At 66.5% G+C, this 17,569-nt stretch carries 20 protein-coding genes; 6 read left to right on the forward strand and 14 right to left on the reverse strand.

The features are described from left to right. Positions 1–26: 26 nt before the first annotated feature. From IE92_RS19065 to upp, 3 genes are all read right to left on the reverse strand, one after another. Complete coding sequence (locus IE92_RS19065) at positions 27–305, reverse strand: helix-turn-helix domain-containing protein (RefSeq protein ID WP_030149163.1); 279 nt, start codon at positions 303–305, stop codon at positions 27–29. 154 nt (positions 306–459) lie between these two features. Continuing rightward, a complete protein-coding gene (locus IE92_RS0114185) occupies positions 460–1,257 on the reverse strand; it encodes a winged helix-turn-helix domain-containing protein (protein WP_030149164.1) in 798 nt (265 codons plus the stop codon). 436 nt (positions 1,258–1,693) lie between these two features. Next, positions 1,694–2,326 carry a uracil phosphoribosyltransferase gene (gene upp, locus IE92_RS0114190; protein WP_030149165.1) on the reverse strand — a complete coding sequence of 211 codons (633 nt, stop codon included), beginning with the start codon at positions 2,324–2,326 and terminating at the stop codon, positions 1,694–1,696. A gap of 41 nt (positions 2,327–2,367) precedes the next feature. Here upp and tadA point away from each other — a divergent pair, with 41 nt between their 5' ends. After that, positions 2,368–2,847, forward strand: coding sequence for a tRNA adenosine(34) deaminase TadA (gene tadA, locus IE92_RS0114195; protein ID WP_030149166.1), 480 nt, complete (start codon positions 2,368–2,370; stop codon positions 2,845–2,847). 11 nt (positions 2,848–2,858) lie between these two features. Here tadA and IE92_RS0114200 read toward each other — a convergent pair whose 3' ends face one another. Both IE92_RS0114200 and IE92_RS0114205 read right to left on the reverse strand, forming a co-directional pair. Then, positions 2,859–3,776 carry a cation diffusion facilitator family transporter gene (locus IE92_RS0114200; RefSeq protein WP_030149167.1) on the reverse strand — a complete coding sequence of 306 codons (918 nt, stop codon included), beginning with the start codon at positions 3,774–3,776 and terminating at the stop codon, positions 2,859–2,861. 28 nt (positions 3,777–3,804) lie between these two features. Continuing rightward, a complete protein-coding gene (locus tag IE92_RS0114205) occupies positions 3,805–4,308 on the reverse strand; it encodes a hypothetical protein (RefSeq protein ID WP_030149168.1) in 504 nt (167 codons plus the stop codon). 66 nt (positions 4,309–4,374) lie between these two features. Here IE92_RS0114205 and proC point away from each other — a divergent pair, with 66 nt between their 5' ends. Then, the gene (proC, locus tag IE92_RS0114210) at positions 4,375–5,217 is read left to right on the forward strand and encodes a pyrroline-5-carboxylate reductase (RefSeq protein ID WP_030149169.1); all 843 of its coding nucleotides are present in this window, start codon (positions 4,375–4,377) and stop codon (positions 5,215–5,217) included. A gap of 109 nt (positions 5,218–5,326) precedes the next feature. Here proC and IE92_RS19070 read toward each other — a convergent pair whose 3' ends face one another. From IE92_RS19070 to IE92_RS0114225, 3 genes are all read right to left on the reverse strand, one after another. After that, a complete protein-coding gene (locus tag IE92_RS19070) occupies positions 5,327–5,452 on the reverse strand; it encodes a hypothetical protein (protein ID WP_259177934.1) in 126 nt (41 codons plus the stop codon). 61 nt (positions 5,453–5,513) lie between these two features. After that, positions 5,514–7,826 carry a 5-methyltetrahydropteroyltriglutamate--homocysteine S-methyltransferase gene (gene metE / locus IE92_RS0114220; RefSeq protein ID WP_030149170.1) on the reverse strand — a complete coding sequence of 771 codons (2,313 nt, stop codon included), beginning with the start codon at positions 7,824–7,826 and terminating at the stop codon, positions 5,514–5,516. After that, positions 7,823–8,749 carry a methylenetetrahydrofolate reductase gene (locus IE92_RS0114225; RefSeq protein WP_030149171.1) on the reverse strand — a complete coding sequence of 309 codons (927 nt, stop codon included), beginning with the start codon at positions 8,747–8,749 and terminating at the stop codon, positions 7,823–7,825. The genes metE and IE92_RS0114225 overlap by 4 nt, the downstream gene beginning before the upstream one ends. Positions 8,750–9,022: 273 nt before the next feature. Between IE92_RS0114225 and IE92_RS0114230 the strand changes: the two genes are divergently transcribed. Beyond that, positions 9,023–9,478 carry an SRPBCC family protein gene (locus IE92_RS0114230; RefSeq protein ID WP_030149172.1) on the forward strand — a complete coding sequence of 152 codons (456 nt, stop codon included), beginning with the start codon at positions 9,023–9,025 and terminating at the stop codon, positions 9,476–9,478. A gap of 80 nt (positions 9,479–9,558) precedes the next feature. On the opposite strand, the gene IE92_RS17965 is transcribed toward IE92_RS0114230, so the two are convergent. Further along, positions 9,559–9,894, reverse strand: a complete 336-nt coding sequence (locus IE92_RS17965) for an ArsR/SmtB family transcription factor (RefSeq protein ID WP_081864159.1) — start codon at positions 9,892–9,894, stop codon at positions 9,559–9,561. A 150-nt stretch (positions 9,895–10,044) separates the two neighbouring features. On the opposite strand from IE92_RS17965, the gene IE92_RS0114235 reads away from it, so the two are divergent. Beyond that, positions 10,045–11,250: an MFS transporter gene (locus tag IE92_RS0114235; protein WP_051701993.1), complete on the forward strand. Its 1,206-nt coding sequence runs from the start codon at positions 10,045–10,047 to the stop codon at positions 11,248–11,250. Positions 11,251–11,313: 63 nt separating this feature from the next. On the opposite strand, the gene IE92_RS0114240 is transcribed toward IE92_RS0114235, so the two are convergent. Genes IE92_RS0114240 through IE92_RS0114250 form a run of 3 tightly spaced genes read right to left on the reverse strand, consistent with a single transcriptional unit; the run spans position 11,314 to position 13,715 of the window. Next, positions 11,314–11,934: an alkylhydroperoxidase domain protein gene (locus IE92_RS0114240; protein ID WP_030149174.1), complete on the reverse strand. Its 621-nt coding sequence runs from the start codon at positions 11,932–11,934 to the stop codon at positions 11,314–11,316. Beyond that, positions 11,931–12,641, reverse strand: coding sequence for a CMD domain protein (locus IE92_RS0114245; RefSeq protein WP_081864160.1), 711 nt, complete (start codon positions 12,639–12,641; stop codon positions 11,931–11,933). The genes IE92_RS0114240 and IE92_RS0114245 overlap by 4 nt, the downstream gene beginning before the upstream one ends. A 33-nt stretch (positions 12,642–12,674) precedes the next feature. After that, on the reverse strand, positions 12,675–13,715 hold the full coding sequence (locus IE92_RS0114250) for a putative FMN-dependent luciferase-like monooxygenase (protein WP_030149176.1): 1,041 nt from the start codon (positions 13,713–13,715) through the stop codon (positions 12,675–12,677). A 251-nt stretch (positions 13,716–13,966) separates the two neighbouring features. Between IE92_RS0114250 and IE92_RS0114255 the strand changes: the two genes are divergently transcribed. Together IE92_RS0114255 and IE92_RS0114260 are read left to right on the forward strand one after the other, a co-directional pair. Then, positions 13,967–15,280 (forward strand): O-acetylhomoserine aminocarboxypropyltransferase/cysteine synthase family protein, encoded by a 1,314-nt coding sequence (locus IE92_RS0114255; protein WP_030149177.1) that lies wholly within the window; start codon positions 13,967–13,969, stop codon positions 15,278–15,280. Between the two features lie 92 nt (positions 15,281–15,372). After that, positions 15,373–15,636 carry a hypothetical protein gene (locus tag IE92_RS0114260; protein WP_030149178.1) on the forward strand — a complete coding sequence of 88 codons (264 nt, stop codon included), beginning with the start codon at positions 15,373–15,375 and terminating at the stop codon, positions 15,634–15,636. Here IE92_RS0114260 and IE92_RS0114265 read toward each other — a convergent pair. Together IE92_RS0114265 and IE92_RS0114270 are read right to left on the reverse strand one after the other, a co-directional pair. Then, positions 15,633–16,799, reverse strand: a complete 1,167-nt coding sequence (locus tag IE92_RS0114265) for a MalY/PatB family protein (protein ID WP_030149179.1) — start codon at positions 16,797–16,799, stop codon at positions 15,633–15,635. The genes IE92_RS0114260 and IE92_RS0114265 overlap by 4 nt on opposite strands. Before the next feature lie 89 nt (positions 16,800–16,888). Beyond that, the gene (locus IE92_RS0114270; protein ID WP_030149180.1) at positions 16,889–17,560 is read right to left on the reverse strand and encodes a potassium channel family protein; all 672 of its coding nucleotides are present in this window, start codon (positions 17,558–17,560) and stop codon (positions 16,889–16,891) included. Positions 17,561–17,569: the final 9 nt, after the last annotated feature.

The following is a 17,569-nucleotide window of genomic DNA, read 5'->3' on the forward strand; positions in this document are numbered from 1 at the left end:
CGTGAACGGGCACCCGATCCCGAATGCTAGCGGTCGCTGAGGTCCGGCGGAGTGCTGGGCAAAAGCTCCTCGATGGGTACCCCGAAGACCTGGCTAAGCGCGAGGACGTTTTGGAGTGATGGATTGGCTGAAGTTCCCGGACGAGACTCGCCCTTCTCGAACTTCTGATACGTGTAACGGCTGATTCCAGCGGCCATTGCAACCTGTTCCTGGCTGAGGCCTCGCCCGAGTCGAAGATGACGGAGCGAACTGCCCAGGAGGTTTGCATACTGGGACCAGGTAGGTGTCTCGGCGAAGTGTTCCATAAGACCAGCATGTAAGCGATTGTGTCAGTGTAGGGCCATACCCGTATGACAATCGCCTGTGAATCCGGTGAAATTCCAGAAGACCGCACGGTTTTCGGGCTGATGAACCCCGATATACACCGGATCTGACGTTGCGATCGTGGCCGCCCGCGACCTAGAAGAGGTCGGGGCTCGGTGCCGATGCGTAGCGGATGGTGACGTCGGCGTGACGGTCGAAACGGTAACCCACGCCGCGAACGGTGCGGACGATGTCCTCGTAACGGTCAAGCTTGGCGCGCAGACGACGGATGTGGACGTCGATGGTGCGCTCGTTGGGAGCGGCTTCCTCATCCTCGGGGTTCCACAGGGCACCGATCAGCTCGGCGCGGTCCACGGTGCGACCCTCGCGCAGGACCAGGTACTGCAGCAGCTCGAACTCCTTGAAGGTGAGCGAGACGGCGGTGTTGTCCAGGGCCAGGCGCTTGCGGGAGAGGTCGATCACGACGCCGGCGTGTGCGCGGTCGAGCTCGCCGGTGTGGCTCTCCTCGGTGTCGCGGTGACGGGCGAGGGCCGCCGGCTCCTGCAGGGCCAGGCGAACCACGTCGATGTCGCGACCACCGGCACCGGCGGGTGCCAGGGCAACGGCCGCGTAGGTTTCCGAGGCGGGGGCGATCTGGGCGGCGAGGTCCTTGAGGGCCTGCACAACCTGACCGAGGCTCGAGCCGTCGGCCAGGGCCTTGGCCTCATCCAGGCCGACGTAGAGAACGAAGCCGCGAGCCTCGGTGCCCTCGGGAACCGAGCGCAGACGCGGGGCTGCGGGAGCGGCCGGGGCCGCGGGGGCTGCGGCCACAACCGGGGCGACGGCGGGAACCGCGGTGCTGGTGGTGGTGCGTCCGGCGGTGAGCGCGGTGGCGATGCGGTCTGCCTCGGCGCTGCGAGTGGCGGGTGCGGTGGTGATGGTGGCGATCGACATGAGAAGTCCCTAAACGTTTTGGTGTCGACGGTCATCCGGGGGCGAGTGCCTCGGCCGGGCCGTTACGACGGGTGTGTTGTGTGTATCCGGATCGACGAATCGGAAGGTCGTTCCGGGGGAGTCGCGTTCAAAAACGCTCCGGGTCTCGACGCTTTGTCTTCTTCTGGATGAGGAGAAGCGGGGCGGAGACGTTGGCGGAAGCTAGCGAGCTAGCTGCACATTCGACAACACATGACAGCGCTACGGGGCATCATCATGCCCACAGTCCCATGAGACTCGAGGGAGCTCCGGGTACGCGCGAATTCAGTCATATGCCGATTATGCCCAGAGCGAAGCATGCTGTCAACTGATCACCCTTGATTGGGGGGAATAAAAAACGGCGGCATCGGAAAACCGATGCCGCCGTGGGCCCTGGCCGGGTGCCAGGGACGAAGTTTTAGACCAGGCCGTAGAGGCGGTCGCCCGCGTCTCCCAGGCCGGGAACGATGTAGCCGTGCTCGTCCAGACGCTCGTCCACGGTGCCCAGCACCAGCTTGACGTCGCGGCCCTCGGTGAGCTTCTCCAGCGCGGCCACACCCTCGGGGGCGGCCAGCAGGCAGATTGCGGTCACGTCGTCTGCGCCGCGGTCAAAGAGGAACTTGATCGCCGCACCCAGCGAACCGCCGGTCGCGAGCATCGGGTCCAGGACGAAGCACTGGCGACCCGACAGATCATCCGGCAGACGCTCGGCGTAGGTCTTCGGCTCGAAGGTTTCCTCGTCGCGCAGCATGCCCAGGAAGCCGACCTCGGCGGTCGGGAGCAGCTTGACCATGCCCTCGAGCATGCCCAGACCGGCACGCAGGATGGGGACCACGAGCGGACGCGGCGAGGAGATCGCGAGTCCGGTGGTGGTGGTGACCGGGGTCTCGATTTCGACCGTCTCGGTGCGAACCTCACGGGTTGCCTCATACGCGAGCAGGGTGACCAGCTCCTCGGTGAGGGACCGGAAGATCGGCGACGGGGTGTTCTTGTCCCGCAGGACCGTCAGTTTGTGGGTGATCAGGGGGTGATCGGCTACGTGCACTCGCATACTGTTAACAATACCTGGGTGAAGGGAACCTTGCGGTGGTAATGAGTGTGCGCGCGGAAGATGAGCGCTGGATGGGCCTGGCCCTGGAGCAGGCGCGCCTGACCGCGGATAGTGCGGATGTCCCGGTGGGGGCCGTTCTGGTTGACTCGGCGGGCGCCGTGGTGGCGGCCGGATACAACCTCAAGGAGGCCCGCCACGATCCCACCGCCCACGCCGAAATCGAGGCGATCCGTGCGGCCACCGCGGCGCGCGGGGATTGGCAGCTGCGCGATCTGACGCTGGTGGTCACCCTGGAGCCGTGCATCATGTGTGCCGGGGCGATTCTCGCGGCCCGCATCCCCCGGGTGGTGTTTGGGGCCTGGGAGGAAAAGGCCGGAGCCGCCGGCAGCGCGTTTGACCTGCTGCGGGATCGCCGCCTCGCCCACCGCGCCGAGGTGGTCGGGGGCGTGCGCGAGGCCGAGTGCGCGGCCATCCTGGTGGAGTTTTTCCGCGAGACCCTGGCGAGCCCGACCGACCTGTAGCTCGACCGGGGCTAAACCCGCTCGCGATCCACGTCGGGTTCGAGGTAGATCACGCGCGCCATCGGTTCGGCGGCGCGGATGCGGGCCTCGATCACGTTGATGTTTTCGGAGACCTCGGCGACCGTGCGGGCCGGGTCCACGGCAATCTTGGCCGCCACCATGATCTCCTCGGGTCCCAGATAGAGGGTCTTCAGGTGGATGATCCGCTCTGCTTCGGGCCCGGCCACGATGGCATCCCGGATCGCGGCGGCCTGTTCGGCCGTGGCCCCTTCCCCCACCAGGAGGCTCTTGGTCTCGATGCCCAGCACGATCGCGACCAGGACCAGCAGCGCACCAATCGCCAGGGTGCCGATCGCATCCCAGGTGGCGTTGCCGGTGATGACGGTGAGGCCGACGCCGAGGAAGGCGAGCACCAGGCCGATCAGCGCGGCCACGTCCTCCAGCAGGACAACGGGCAGCTCGGGAGCCTTGGCGCGGCGGATGAACTGGATCCAGGACTGGGTTCCGCGGGTGTGATTAGATTCGCGGATCGCCGTGCGCAGGGAGAAGCCCTCGAGCCCGATCGCGACCGTCAGCACCACCATCGGCAGCCACCACATTTCCAGCTCATGCGGGTGGGTGAGCTTATTGATGCCCTCGTAGATCGAGAACACGCCACCGACCGAGAACAGGATGATCGAGACCACAAAGGCGTAGACATAGCGTTCGCGTCCGTACCCGAACGGGTGCTCGTCGTCGGCCAGGCGGCGCGATTTTCTTCCGCCCAGCAGAAGCAGCAGCTGGTTGCCCGAGTCGGCGAGGGAGTGCACACCCTCGGCGAGCATCGAGGCCGAGCCGGAGAAGAACCAGGCGATGAACTTGGTCAGCGCGATCCCGACGTTTGCCAGCAGTGCCGCGATGATGGCGCGATTGCCGCCCTGTGTACTCATGTGATCCCCTCGTGTGGTGGATCACATCCTAGTCCCGCACGGTAGCCGGCGGGGTGGGACGACGGAAGGTGTCGCGCATGTGGTCGGAGTCGAGGTAGTCGGCCACGCCGATCAGGATCAGGCTGAAGATGATCTGCTCGGTGATCATCCATACCGGATAAAACCCGGGGATTGCCGCGAGTACGAGGGTCACCACGGGGAAAATCTTGCTGAACAGCCGCAGCCTCGAATAGCCCCAGGACCAGCCCAGCTGCGCGCGCCAGGAGAAGTAGAACAGGGTCGCGGTCATGCCGAGTACCACCACGCTGCGCGTCCACACCGACAGCGGCACGTGCTCGCCGCGGCCCAGCAGGACGAGCGCGATCACCACGGCGACGATGCCGAGTACCAGCTCGATCAGCAGCAGAATCGTCACCGCCCGGAATGCCCGCACCGTGCGCGGATGCGTGCGAGCCTCCTCGGCGATGCGCTCGGAGGCGCGCGATCCACCGGCGATACGGTCCAGGCGAAGCAGTAGCGGCTCGAGGTTCATGGTCCCAGGGTAATCCGAATCACGCCACGCGGGCATCCGCACACGGCGCGGATTTAGGATGGAGGAATGACCTCCACGAACGCACCCAGCATCGCATTTCTCGGTACCGGTTCGATGGGCGGGGCGATTCTCTCCGGCCTCGTCGCCTCGGGTGCCACCGCCACCAGCCCGGTGATCGCGACCAACCGCACGCCGGAAAAGGCCCAGGCCTTGTCGAAGCTGGAGGGCGTGACCGGCGTCGCGCTGAACGAGAACCCCGAGGGAAATCGTGAGGCCGCCGCGGGCGCCGACATCATCCTGATCGGGGTGAAGCCCGGCATGGTTCCGGACCTGCTCGCCGAGATTGCCCCGGCGCTTAAGCCCGGTGCGATCGTGGTGAGCCTGGCCGCGGGCGTGACCATCGCTACCTTCGAGTCGATCCTGCCCGACACCGCGATCGTGGTGCGTTCGATGCCAAACACCCCCGCCGTGGTGGGCCGCGCGGTCACCGGCATCGCCCCGGGTACCCGCGCCGATGCGGCCGCGATGGCCGCCGTGCGAGCGGTCTTTGAGACCGTGGGCGAGGTGCTCGAGGTGGCCGAGGACCGGATCGACGCGCTCAGCACCATCTCCGGCTCCGGTCCCGCCTACGTGTTTGCGCTGATCGAGGCGCTCACCGCCGCCGCCATCGAAAAGGGATTCAGCTCGGACGAGGCCAACCTGCTGGTGCAGGGCACCTTCCGTGGGGCCACCGAACTCCTGGCCGCATCGGACCAGACCCCGACCCAGCTGCGGATCAACGTGACCAGCCCCAAGGGCACCACCGAGCGTGCGCTCGCGGTAATGAGCGACGCCGGTCTGGACCAGATGTTTATCCGCGCGACCGACGCCGCCCTGGCGCGGGCCAAGGAGCTCGCGGCCGGCAGCTAGCCGAGCTTCATGGTGGTGAGGCTGTGGGATCCTCATCGCCGGTGGCAATCTGCGTGGTTGCGGACTTTCAGTCCTGGGAAATGGTGAGGGGGCTGCAGGCTTCGGCCTCCTAGACCGTCTTCGCCAGCTGCTGCACCCGCTGGTAGGAGAGCCCGAGCAGGGCACCGGCGTCGCTCTGAGAGAGCTGCGCCTCGGTCAGCAGATTCCGGACGGCCTCGCGCCGCAGTCCATGCACTCGCCCACAACGCAGCGGCGGGGCCGGAGAATGTTCTCCGACCCCGCCGCGTGGGTATGGGCTAGGCGCTCAGCGTCTCGCGCACGGTGCGGGTGGCCGCCAGGATGTTGCGCAGAGAGTCCACGGTTTCGTCATATCCGCGGGTCTTCAGGCCGCAGTCCGGGTTGACCCAGACCTGGCGCTGCGGGATCGACCCCAGCGCGGTCTGCAGCAGCTCGGTGACCTCGTCCACGCTGGGCACGCGCGGCGAGTGGATGTCGTAGACGCCCGGCCCGATGCCGCGGCCAAAGCCCGAGCGCTCGATGTCCGGCACAACCTCCATCTTGGAGCGGGCGGCCTCGATCGAGGTCACGTCGGCATCCAAGCGGTTGATCGCATCGATCACCACGCCAAACTCCGAGTAGCAGAGGTGGGTGTGGATCTGGGTCTCCTTGGCCACACCCGAGGTGGCCAGGCGGAAGGATCCCACCGACCAGTCGAGGTAGGAGGGCTGGTCGGCGAGCTTGAGCGGCAGCAGCTCGCGCAGGGCGGGCTCATCCACCTGGATGATGCCGATGCCGGCAGCCTCGAGGTCGGCGATCTCGTCGCGCAGGGCCAGGGCCACCTGGTTGGCGGTGTCGGCCAGCGGCTGGTCATCGCGGACGAAGCTCCAGGCGAGGATCGTGACGGGCCCGGTCAGCATGCCCTTGACCGGCTTGGCGGTGAGCGACTGGGTAAAGGTGGACCAGTCCACGGTGATCGGTGCCGGACGCGACACGTCGCCCCACAGCAGCGACGGCCGCGTACAGCGGCTGCCGTAGCTCTGCACCCAGCCGAGCTCGGTCACGGCAAAACCGTCGAGGTTCTCGGCGAAGTACTGGACCATGTCGTTGCGCTCGGGCTCGCCGTGCACCAGCACGTCCAGGCCGATCTCCTCCTGCAGGTCAACCACGCGGCGGATCTCATCCTCCATCGCGCCGCGGTACTCGGCCTCGGTGATTTCCCCGCGGGCAAAGCGGGCGCGCTCACGGCGGATATCGCCGGTCTGCGGGAACGAACCGATCGTGGTGGTCGGCAGCGGGGGCAGGCCGAGGGCCGCGTCCTGGGCGCTCAGGCGCTCGGTGTAGTCGCCGCGGGTGAAGTCGGCGTCGGTCAGGGCGGCCGCGCGCTCACGCACGGCACCGTCGCGCACGCCGGGTGCCGAGTGACGGTCGGTAAGCGCGGCGGTGGCCTCGGCCAGCTCGGCCGCGATTGCGTCGGGACCCTTGGTCAGGGCGGTAGCGAGCAGGGCGATCTGTCCCACCTTCTGGTCGGCGAAGGCCAGCCAGGAGACCAGGCGCGGATCGAGCTTGGTCTCCACGGTCACATCCTGCGGGACGTGGAACAGGCTGGTCGAGCTGGAGACCGCGACGTTGGGGCTCAGCGCGCGCAGGCTCTCCAGGCTCTCCCAGGCACCGGCGAGGTCGCCGCGCCAGATGTTGTGGCCGTCGATCACACCGCCAACCAGGGTCTTTGAGGTTTCGAAACCGGTGGGCACTGCGCCGCGGACGAGGTCCACGCCGATCGCCTCAACCGGGCTGTTCAGCAGCACCGGCAGGGCGTCGCCGAGGTCGTTATAGGGGGCGGCGACGAAGATCTGCGGACGCTCGCTCTCGCCTCCCAGCACCTCAAAGGCGCGGGTGGCGGCCGCCAGCAGCTCGGCACGGGGCACCTCGATGCTCTCGCTCACCAGGGCCGGCTCATCCAGCTGCACCCACTCGGCACCGGCGGCACGCAGGGCGGCCAGCAGCTCGGCGTAGACGGGCAGCAGGTCGTCGAGGCGCGAGATCGGGGTGAAGCCGGCGGGGGCGTCCACGGCGGGCTTGGCGAGGGCCAGCAGGGTGACCGGGCCGACGATCACCGGGCGGGTGACGAAGCCCTGCTCGCGGGCTTCGATGACCTCGTTGACCAGGCGACGCGAGGCCAGGTGGAAGGTGGTGTCGGGGCCGATTTCGGGCACCAGATAGTGGTAGTTCGAGTCGAACCACTTGGTCATCTCGGCGGGCACATCAGCTCCCTCACCGCGGGCGATGGTGAAGTAACCGGCGAGGTCTACGGTGCCATCCTCGGCCACGAGACGCTCGAAACGGGTGGGGATCGCCCCCACGGTGACCGCGGCATCGAGCACCTGGTCGTAGTAGCTGAAGGCCTCGGGGATCGAGGAGTCCTCGCGGCCCAGGCCGAGTGCGGCCAGGCGCTCGCGGGTACCGGCGCGCAGCTCGCGGGCGGTGGTCTCCAGCTCCTCGGCGGAGGTCTTGCCGGCCCAGAAGGCCTCGACCGCGCGCTTGAGCTCACGGCGCGGGCCGATCCGCGGATAGCCGAGGATGGTGCCGGTGGGGAACGGTGTGTGGGTCATGCGTATTCCTTTACGGGGACGTAGAGACCGGTCTCGCGCAGGATGCGCAGGACGGCCGGGTGTTGGTTGAAGGTATAGAGGTGAAGGCCGCTGGCGCCGCCGTTCAGGAGGGCGCGGCTGAGGCTGCTGGCGTGGTCCACGCCCACCTCAAACTGCGCCTCGGGGGATCCCGCCGCTTCGAGCTTGCGCAGCAGTTCGGTGGGAAGCTTTTCGCCGGTGAGCTGCACGATGCGGTGCAGTCGTTCGGGGCTGAGCACGGGCATGATCCCCGGGAGGATGCGCATCGTGATGCCCGCGGCCCGGGCCTGATCCACAAAGCGCAGATAGTCCTCGGGATCAAAAAACAGCTGGGTGATCGCCAGGTTTGCCCCGGCCGCCTCCTTGGCCAGCAGGGTATCGAGATCCTGCGAGACCGAGCGGGAGCGCGGGTGACCGTTGGGGAACGCGGCGACGGCGATGGTGACCTTGGGCTGTGCCGCGAGCCGCGTGCCCCGCGGAAATCCGGCCAACGGAGGCTGGACAAACTGGGCCTTTTCCGCGCGGATGCGGTGGATCAGCTGCACCAGCTCGCCGGCGGACCCGAGGTCGCCGAGGAAGTCCTCGCCCTCCTTCGCGCCCGCCGGGGGATCACCGCGCAGCGCCAGAAACTTTGTGATCCCGGCGTCGAGAAACTCGTGGATCATCGCCGAGGCTTCGGCATAGGAGGAGCCCACACAGGTGAGGTGCGCCATCGCGTCGACCCCGCCCGCGCGGAGCTGCTGGAGGACGCGCAGGGAGCGGTCGGTGGTGGTGCCGCCGGCCCCGTAGGTCACCGAGATGAACTCGGGTCCGGATGCCACCAGGTGCGCGAGGGATACCTCGAGCGCATCGGCCGCAGCGGCCGATCGGGGCGGGTAAAGCTCAAATGAAAAGGTAGTAGCCACACCTATCTCCTTGGGGAAAATATCGGTGGGGCGGATACCGGGCTCGGCGCTCGCTCCGGGCATCGTCTGGCGATGCCGTGACCCGAGAATAACAACGCGGAAGGGGCAAAACGGCGAGTATTACGGCAGGTTTCTTCCTGATGTTACGGCATGTTTCGGCGGGCGCTGGTGGTTGACTCGGCGGCTCGTTCGTGGTGCATTTAACGAGTGGGATTTTCGCACCGCTGCACGGCCTTGCGAGCCCCGTCCCGCGCACTCAACCCAGGAGGCATCATGACCGGAATTACCGCCGACGGCATCGAGATCGATCGGTTCTTTGAGGCGAGTCCCGCCGAGGTTTTTGAGGCGTGGACCACCCCGCAGCACTTCGCCCGCTGGTTCGGTGGGAACACGATCGAGGTGCCCCTCGACCAGCTCGACTTCGCCCCCGAAATCGAGGGCACCTGGAAGGCCACGATGGTGCTGCCGGATGGAAACACGATCAACTGGGCGGGCGACTTCCTGGAGATTGTGCCCAACGAGCGCTTCGTCTTCACCCTGACCGACAACCCGGCAGAGCCCGAGCGTGCCGCCGTGGTGGTCACCCTCGCCCCGGCCGTCGAGGATGGCATCGACGGCACCCTGATCCACTTCAGCCAGGAAACCCCCGGTTTCGCCCCCGAGCAGCAGGCGGCCGCGCTGGCCGGCTGGCAGGGCTTCCTCGACGACCTGCTGCCCAGCCAGGCGTAGTCGCGGGGCACACAAAGCGCGGGGCTCGACTATCGAGCCCCGCGCTTTGTCATGGCTCTTGAACGTTGAGCACGGCACCTCTAAGTTTCGGATTCTTCGCTCCAGCACCCAAGATTTGATGGCAAATCGACGGCGGTGAGTAGGCCGGGAAATGTCGTTTCGATGAGGTCATCTCGTCGGGTAATCCGGCGGTGATTGCCCACAACCTCGGTGTGCATCAGGCCGGATTCCCGCAGAACGCGAAAGTGATAGGACATCGTTGATTTTGAGACGTGGAAGTCTAAATCTCCGCAGAACTTAGGACCCTCGCTCGCGATGCGAGCCAAAACCTCTCTTCGAACCGGGTCTGAGAGTGCGGAGAGAACCTGGTCGAGGCGAATGTCCGAGGCGGCCGGATGGGGTAAAGGCGTACCCATTAGTGGACCAGCCTCAAAACGTGGTTTTCGAATCTGATGTGATGTGTGGTCACTTGTCCGCCTCTTCCGTTGTATTGACGTGGGTCACGGTGTGAACGATTCTAGTTCGATGATTATCAAATTAGAAAGACTTCGTTCCAGGAGTCTGGAATGACTGAGCCCACTGTCCCCGACGCGCGTGTGAATGCGGAGCGGAACATTCGAACGCTTGCGTTCCTGACGCTCTTCGTGATCGGCACCGACACGTTCCTTACCGCACCGCTGCTGCCGCTTTTGCGCCAGGAAACAGGCGTCTCAATCGAAGCATCTGGGTGGTTTGTCTCCGCCTACGCAATTGGGTATGCCTTGAGCGCATTGGTATCGGGGCCTCTTTCGGATCGGGTTGATCGACGTTCGGTGCTACTTGTCGGTCTCAGCGGATTCGTCGTATTCACGATCGCATGTGGGATTGCATGGGGGTTTTGGCCTCTCGTTGTCGCGAGATTCCTCGCCGGGGTTGCCGCTGCGTTTGTCTCACCACAGATTTGGGCCTCAATCCCCGTTCTGGTTCGTTCGAGCATGATCGTTCGAACCATGGGATTTGCAACCGCGGGATTGGCCATTGCACAGGTGGTGGGTATACCGCTCGCATCTTTCCTCTCCGTATTTGGATGGCGCGTGCCGTTTTTCATGATCGGGGCGTTCGGTATCATGCTGTGGGTCATCCTTTTCGCGCGGTTCCCCAGCGTGCGAAATCCTCACCCCGCCTCCGGACACCCCGCTGCCGCCTATCTTCGAGTCCTGAGGTCTAGGCCATTGGCCTTGGGGCTGCTCGGATATCTCATATTCCAAACGGGTAACTTCTGCGCCCTGTCGTTTATCGGATCCTGGTTTGCTCGTGATTTCGGTGCTAATCAGACCGTAATCGGCATCGCAATGGTTGTCATTGGTCTGGGAAATGCCGCCGGTGCGCTCAGTGGCGGGCGGGTGGCTGAGTGGATAGGGAACCGACGAATGCATATTGCAGGTATCGTCGGGGTCGGGCTGTTCTACCTGCTGTGTGCATTGGCGATAAATATCTGGATTGCCGTGCTCTTCCTTACCCTGGCTATGGCCTTCGGGGGGCTTGTATTTCCGGTTCTGATGGCGCAGCTACAGGGACACGCGGGGCCAGATAGGGGCACCGTGTCCTCCCTTTCGAATGCCGCGATGTATGCGGGTACCACGATTGGTGCCATTGTCGGGGGGCCGCTTCTTGTCGGTTTCCGGGGGTTCACCGGCATCGGAGTGTTTACCATGGGTGCCGCGCTGATAGCACTTCTCATTTACGGCGCAAGCGGTGCCTTCCGAAAGCCCGTGGGAGTGAACAAGTCCTAGCACTTCAATCAATTGACCCAGGATCGTAAGGTGCGATCCTGGGTCAATTGGAATGGAGAGGGACTAGCGGGCGGCCGGGAGCTCCGGCTCGCCCAGGGAGAGCATCAGGCGGTTCGCCCAGTTGAAGAAGGCGGCACCGTGGAGGGCATCGGCGATTTCTAGGTCGTCGAGGCCCGCGGCGCGCAGCGCATCGAGGTGGTCCTGGGACAGGGCGACCGGGGTGGCGGTCAGCGCCACCGAGGCGTCGATGATGGCGCTCCAACGCTCATCCTGAGCGGAGTCGATGCCATCGGCGAGGATGCGGTCGATGTCCTCGGCGCGGCCCGACTGCTGGGTCGCGAAACGTGCGTGCACCGAGGCGCAGAACAGGCAGCCGTTGCTGCGTGAGGCGGCCACCGCGGACAGCTCCCGGTCGGCACGGGGCAGGCCCGCGTCGGTGTTGTAGAAGATGTCATTGTCGGTTGCGGTACGGGCGCGCAGGGCCTCGGGGGCGCGGACCAGTAGGCGGAAATACGGCATCTTGGCGCGGTTCTTATCCACCAGCGCGGTGAGGTGCTCGGCGGTCAGCTCGTCCTCGGGGATCGGGGCGATCCACGGCACCCAGCCCAGACCGTCGCGGGTAAAGACTTCGGGGGCGCGCAGCTCGGGGTAGTCCAGGACCTGTCCCGGTGTGGTCTCGCTCATGCGTGTGCTCCTACGGTCTCGGCGTGGGTGTGGTTGGTGCCGCTAGCGGTTGTCTCGGCGCCGGTGGCGGCCGGGGCGTCGGGGTGGGTGTCGGCGTGGTTGGTGACGATGCCGGTCGTGGCCGGATCCTGGGCCAGCAGGCGCAGTCCCGCGACCAGGCGCAGCTGGAAGCTCAGGAACGCGATCAGCTGCGAGATCACCACGATCGAGGTTTCATCCCAGCCCGCATCCAGTAGCTTCTGGAGCGCGGCGGCGCTCGCTTCTCGGGGGCGGAACACCAGCAGGTGTGCGTGTTCCAGGGCCGCGGCCAACGGTGCGCCGAGGGCCGCGCGGTCGGCCTCGGGGACCTCGAAACGCAGACCATCGGTGTTCTCGGACGCCAGCGCGGCCGAGGGGTAGTGCCCGAACGGACCGGTGGCGGCGGCCGCGGCCGCCAGCGACTCGATTCGCGCACCCACGTGGGTATCCAGTTCACTCAGGTACTCGCGGTAGAACCCGGCGGTGGCGGGTTCGGCGCTGATCGCCGTGACAAATGCGGCGAGCGCAAACCGATCCACCGCGGACACCGCGCCGGGCTCGGCCGGTTCCAGCAGCGCGTCATAGCTGGCCTGCGCGTTGGCGCGGGCTTCGGGGCGGCGCGAGCGGACGAGGTCCACCGGGGAGCCGGGGGCGATCCCGACCAGGTGATCAATCAGATCCTGGGTCATGCTGAATTCCTTTCGAGGCGAAGATGAAACGATCTAGGACAGCGCGGGTGCCGGGCTGCCGAGCGCCGGGGCCCAGCCGAGGGCGGGGGCCACCTGGGTGGCGATCAGCTCGATCGAGCGCAGGATGTACTCGTGTGGGGGATCCACCGAGTGCACCTGGAACACCAGATCGGTGGCGCGTTCGAGGATCGGGTCGGCCGAGAGGGAGGCGGTGACCTCTTCCGGGGTTCCCAGGTGCACATCAAACTCGGTGATCAGCTCGGGCAGGGTGTCACCCAGCACGATCTGACCGGCCGCCCGGAACTGCGCCGCCGCCCGCCGCAACCCGGCCTCGGCAAAGCGCAGCGCGGTGCGCCGGTCATCGGCCACAAACACGGTGCGGGCCCCGGAGATGCGCGGGGCGACCCCGGCGGGCAGGGCCTCCAGGTAGGCATCCACGATGGGGTCCTGGATTTCGGCGAGGGTCAGGTTCGGGGTGCGCGGGGAGCGCTGCTGGGTGCGCGAGAGCAGCAGCCCGTCGCCCGCCCGTCCGGCACGGGTGCCGCCGGCGGGGGAGAAGGTGGCCTGCCAGATCGCCTCGGTCAGCCGGGGCGCGGGCGGGGAGAGCCGATTGCGATTGCGGCCCAACGGTTCCCCGGCGAGCGCCTGACGCAGCACCCGCAGGCCCGCGGCGAAGTCGCGCGAGCGGTCGGCGGGGTTACGCCCAAACGTGGCAAACGCGCTGGGGGTTCCGCCGCTGCCGACGCCGAGTTCCAGGCGTCCGTTTGAGAGCAGATCAAAGACGGCGGCATCCTCGGCGACCCTCACTGCGTTTTCCAGCGGAAGGGTCACGATGCCGGTGCCCAGCCGGATGCGCTGGGTGTGGGCGGCCACATGGGACAGGAACACAAACGGGCTGGGCAGTCCGCCCTCATGCGGGTTGAAATGGTGCTGGGCGACCCAGGCGGAGTCATAGCCGAAGGATTCGGCGTGCACAATCTGTTCGAGTGCGAGCCGAAGCCTGTCCCCGGAGCCCACCTGATCCAGTACCCGGGTAAAGAACCCGAGTTTTTTTTCACCTCGAATCGCCGACATGTGTCTCCCCTTGCGTTGTAAATCGAACTCCCGGGCATCGCTGCGGCGGGAGCGCCCGGGATCCCCACCCGAATGCGGATCGGGCGCGGGTCACAGGCTGCGGTGTCAGCCTAGGAGCGGGGGATCTCGCATCGGGCAATCGTGTCCTTATGCGTCGACAGATGAACGCGTGTGACGAGGCCGGGAAGGGAAGATTGCCGTGTGTTACCCAGGGGGTGACTCGGGTGGCATCCCGCGAGTAGCGTGGCCCCATGTCAGCCCACACAGGTTCCCCGTCCTATGGCTTTGAGACCCGGCAGATTCACGCCGGGGAGATCAACGATGCCGAAACCACCGCCCGGGTGACCCCGATCTATCAGACCGCGGGGTACCGGTTCTCCAGTTTTGATGACGGGGAGGAGCGCTTCGCCGGGGCCTCGAGTCGTCGGGCCTACTCCCGTAATGACAACCCGACCAACATCGTCGCGGCCAAGCGCATCGCCGACCTGGAGGGCGGGGTGGATGCGGTTCTGGTGGGCAGCGGGCAGGCGGCCATCGCGGTGACCCTGTTTGCGCTCGCCCAGACCGGCGACCACATCCTGGCCACCACCAACCTGTATGAGGGCACCCGCGAGATGTTCCGCACCTCACTGGCCCGGCAGGGACTCAGCGTCGAATACGTCCCCGCCGATGCCCCGGCCGAAGTTTGGCACTCGAAGGTCACCGAGCGTACCCGGGCGATCTACACCGAGACTATCCCCAACCCGCTGGGCGACGTAGTGGAAATCGCGGCGCTCGCCGACATTGCCCACGCCGCCGGTGTCCCGCTGGTGGTGGACTCCACGGTGGCCACCCCCTATCTCTGTCGACCAATCGAATGGGGTGCGGACATCGTAATCCACTCCACCTCCAAGTGGCTGGCCGGCCATGGCTCGGTGATCGGCGGCGCGGTCATCGACGGCGGGACGTTTGACTGGTCCGCGAACGGCGACCGCTTCCCGCACCTCACCACCTCCCCGCGCCCGGGCGTTGGCTCGGCCGTGGAGCGCTTTGGGGCCGGGGCGTACCTGGGATTCCTACGCACGGTGACGATCCTCGAATACGGACCCACCGTGCCGCCCACCTCAACCTTCCTGCTGCTGCAGGGCATCGAAACCCTCTCGCTGCGGATGGAACGACACGTGGACAACGCGCTCGCCGTGGCCCGCCAGTTCGAGGGGCATCCGGCGCTGCGCCAGATCCACTATCCGGGACTGGAGAGCAGCCCGTACTATCCGCTGACCCGAAAGTACCTGCCGCAGGGGGCCGGATCGATCGTCTCGTTTGACCTCGCCGGGGGCCGCGACGCCGCCCGCGTCTTCATCGACGCGCTGGACCTGGTGACCCCGATGACCCATATCGGCGACGTGCGCTCGCTGGCGATTCACCTGGGCTCCACGATCCACGCCAAGCTCACCGAGGAGGAGCGCCTGGCCGTGGGCATCACCCCGGGTCTGGTGCGCCTCTCAATCGGGATCGAGAGCGCCGGGGACATCATCGCCGACCTCGGCCACGCCCTCGACGCGGTGAGCGCCGCCGGGTACTAGCCCGCGAGTGCAAGACCCGCCGTGCCCGGCTACCCTGGGTAGGGAAGCCTCCGCGTGCGAGACGTAGGTGGCACCCGGGGGAGGGGAACCGCATGGACGTACTGTCGGAGTGGATGAGCTTTGTTCTCTGCGCGCTGGTGGGCGGCGCGCTGCTGGTTGTGATCATCCGGGTCATCACGCGTCGCCGCACCCGCCGCAGTGCCCGCGGTGCGCTGCGCCCGTTTGCCGACGCCGTCGCCGTGGACTCCCGGGCGATGGGCTGGGCCCCCTCTGCCCAGGAGCTTCCCGGGGAGATCGTTGCCGACAACCGGGCGAGCAGCCTGCCCGAGGATTTCCGGGACGAAAAGCGGGACTAGGCGGCAACCACCAGGGCGGTCGCGGCGGCGATGCGCTCCACGGCGGCGCGGAGCACATCGGGATCGCAGGCCAGGTTGATCCGGGCGAAGCCGCGGCCCGAATCTCCGTAGGTGTGCCCGGCGTTGAGCGCGACACGGGCGTGGGTGATCAGGAAGGCGGCGGGGTCGTCCCCCAGTCCCAGCGGCCGCAGATCAAGCCAGCCGAGATAGCTGGACTGCGGGCGGACATAGGTGGCGGCGGGGAGGTGTTCGGCAAAGAGTGAGGCGAGCAGGCGGTCGTTCTCGACGATCTTGGTGACGGTGTCGTCCAACCAGTCCGTACACGAGAAGGCAACGGTGTTGGCGTGCACACCCAGGATGCTGGCCCGACAGGCAACCTCCTCGGGGAAACGATCCACCACCTCGGTGGTGATCGCGTCTCCGGCAATCACCAGCGCGCACTTGGCGCCGGCCAGGTTCCAGCCCTTCGAACCCGAGGTCACGGTGACAGCCGAGGCCCCGTGTTCCCCGGCCACCGCCAGGAACGGCGTGAACGGGTGTCCCGGATGGGCCAGCGGGCCGTGCACCTCATCGCTGATGACCAGCACGCCGTAGCGCGCGGCCAGGGCGGCAATCGCTGAAAGCTCATCGCGGGTGTGCACGATCCCGATCGGGTTATGCGGGTTGCACAGCAGGAAGGCATCGGCACCGGCGGCAAACGCCGTCTCCAGGCCCGCCAGGTCCAGGGTCCAGGTGCCGTCGGTTTCGATCAGCGGCACCTCAACGCGCCGGTGTCCGGCCTCCTCGACCAGCTCATAGAAGGGTGGATACACCGGCGGCGTGATGACCACGTTCGCCTCGGCGCGCAGACCGTAGCGCAGGGTCTCGACGATGCCCACACTCACATCGGTGGCGATCCGCACCCGCTCGGGATCCGAGGTCCAGCCCCACCGCTCGGTGGAAAAACGTGAGAACGCGGCGGTCAGTGGACCCGGACCATCCACGTAACCGAGGTCCGAGGCGCCGACCCGGGCAATCAGCTCCGCGGTGATCGGAGCGGCCACGGGGTAGTCCATCTCGGCAACAAACAGCGGGAGGACGTCGGCCGGATAACGGGTCCACTTGATCGAGGAGCGCGCGCTACGCAGCTGCGCCACCGGATCACTCGAGAGCTGATTGTTCATGCATCTCAGGATGCGCGCTGTCACCCCGGTGCGTCTAGGGCGTGCGTCATGCAACGTCACGCATCGCAATGTGATGGACGAGTGCCCGGCTAGGACCCCAGCGCCGCGAAGCGTTCGATATCCGCCGAGGTCCCCGACACGATGACCAGGTCGTGGTTGGACACCACGGTGTTGGCGGTCGCATAGGTGAACGGCTTGCCCGGAGACTTCACCCCGACCACGGTGATGTTGTACTTGGTGCGCACCCCCGACTCGTCCAGGCTCATCCCGCGGATGGGCTTGGGCGGATACATCTTGACCAGCGCAAAGTCGTCATCGAACTGGATGAAGTCGAGCATCCGTCCGCTCACCAGGTGGGCGGTGCGCTCCCCGGCCTCGGCCTCGGGATAGATCACGTGGTTTGCACCCACCCGGGCCAGGATCTTGCCGTGCGACTGCGAGACGGCCTTCGCCCAAATCTGCGGCACCTTGAGGTCCACCAGGTTCGCGGTGATCAGCACGCTCGCCTCGATCGAGGAGCCCACGGCAACCACGGCGATGGAGAAGTCCTGCGCGCCGATCTGCTTGAGCGCCTCGATGTTGCGGGCATCGGCCTGGACCGTGTGCGTCACCCGGTCCGACCACTTCTGCACCAGTTCCATGTCGGTATCGATCGCCAGGACCTCGCGGTCCAGACGGTCCAGCTCCCCGGCACACGCGGCCCCAAACCGGCCGAGACCGATCACGAGTACCGGAGCGTCGTGCTTGATCCGATCAACCATGGTGTCACC

This window comes from Mycetocola saprophilus, from assembly GCF_000718085.1.
GTDB lineage: Bacteria > Actinomycetota > Actinomycetes > Actinomycetales > Microbacteriaceae > Mycetocola > Mycetocola saprophilus.

Coding starts and splice junctions, on each gene's coding strand:
- IE92_RS19065 (WP_030149163.1), bottom strand. CDS start 305: ATGGAACACTTCGCCGAGACACCTACCTGGTCCCAGTATGCAAACCTC.
- IE92_RS0114185 (WP_030149164.1), bottom strand. CDS start 1,257: ATGTCGATCGCCACCATCACCACCGCACCCGCCACTCGCAGCGCCGAG.
- upp (WP_030149165.1), bottom strand. CDS start 2,326: ATGCGAGTGCACGTAGCCGATCACCCCCTGATCACCCACAAACTGACG.
- tadA (WP_030149166.1), top strand. CDS start 2,368: ATGAGTGTGCGCGCGGAAGATGAGCGCTGGATGGGCCTGGCCCTGGAG.
- IE92_RS0114200 (WP_030149167.1), bottom strand. CDS start 3,776: ATGAGTACACAGGGCGGCAATCGCGCCATCATCGCGGCACTGCTGGCA.
- IE92_RS0114205 (WP_030149168.1), bottom strand. CDS start 4,308: ATGAACCTCGAGCCGCTACTGCTTCGCCTGGACCGTATCGCCGGTGGA.
- proC (WP_030149169.1), top strand. CDS start 4,375: ATGACCTCCACGAACGCACCCAGCATCGCATTTCTCGGTACCGGTTCG.
- metE (WP_030149170.1), bottom strand. CDS start 7,826: ATGACCCACACACCGTTCCCCACCGGCACCATCCTCGGCTATCCGCGG.
- IE92_RS0114230 (WP_030149172.1), top strand. CDS start 9,023: ATGACCGGAATTACCGCCGACGGCATCGAGATCGATCGGTTCTTTGAG.
- IE92_RS17965 (WP_081864159.1), bottom strand. CDS start 9,894: ATGGGTACGCCTTTACCCCATCCGGCCGCCTCGGACATTCGCCTCGAC.
- IE92_RS0114235 (WP_051701993.1), top strand. CDS start 10,045: ATGACTGAGCCCACTGTCCCCGACGCGCGTGTGAATGCGGAGCGGAAC.
- IE92_RS0114240 (WP_030149174.1), bottom strand. CDS start 11,934: ATGAGCGAGACCACACCGGGACAGGTCCTGGACTACCCCGAGCTGCGC.
- IE92_RS0114245 (WP_081864160.1), bottom strand. CDS start 12,641: ATGACCCAGGATCTGATTGATCACCTGGTCGGGATCGCCCCCGGCTCC.
- IE92_RS0114250 (WP_030149176.1), bottom strand. CDS start 13,715: ATGTCGGCGATTCGAGGTGAAAAAAAACTCGGGTTCTTTACCCGGGTA.
- IE92_RS0114255 (WP_030149177.1), top strand. CDS start 13,967: ATGTCAGCCCACACAGGTTCCCCGTCCTATGGCTTTGAGACCCGGCAG.
- IE92_RS0114260 (WP_030149178.1), top strand. CDS start 15,373: ATGGACGTACTGTCGGAGTGGATGAGCTTTGTTCTCTGCGCGCTGGTG.
- IE92_RS0114265 (WP_030149179.1), bottom strand. CDS start 16,799: ATGAACAATCAGCTCTCGAGTGATCCGGTGGCGCAGCTGCGTAGCGCG.
- IE92_RS0114270 (WP_030149180.1), bottom strand. CDS start 17,560: ATGGTTGATCGGATCAAGCACGACGCTCCGGTACTCGTGATCGGTCTC.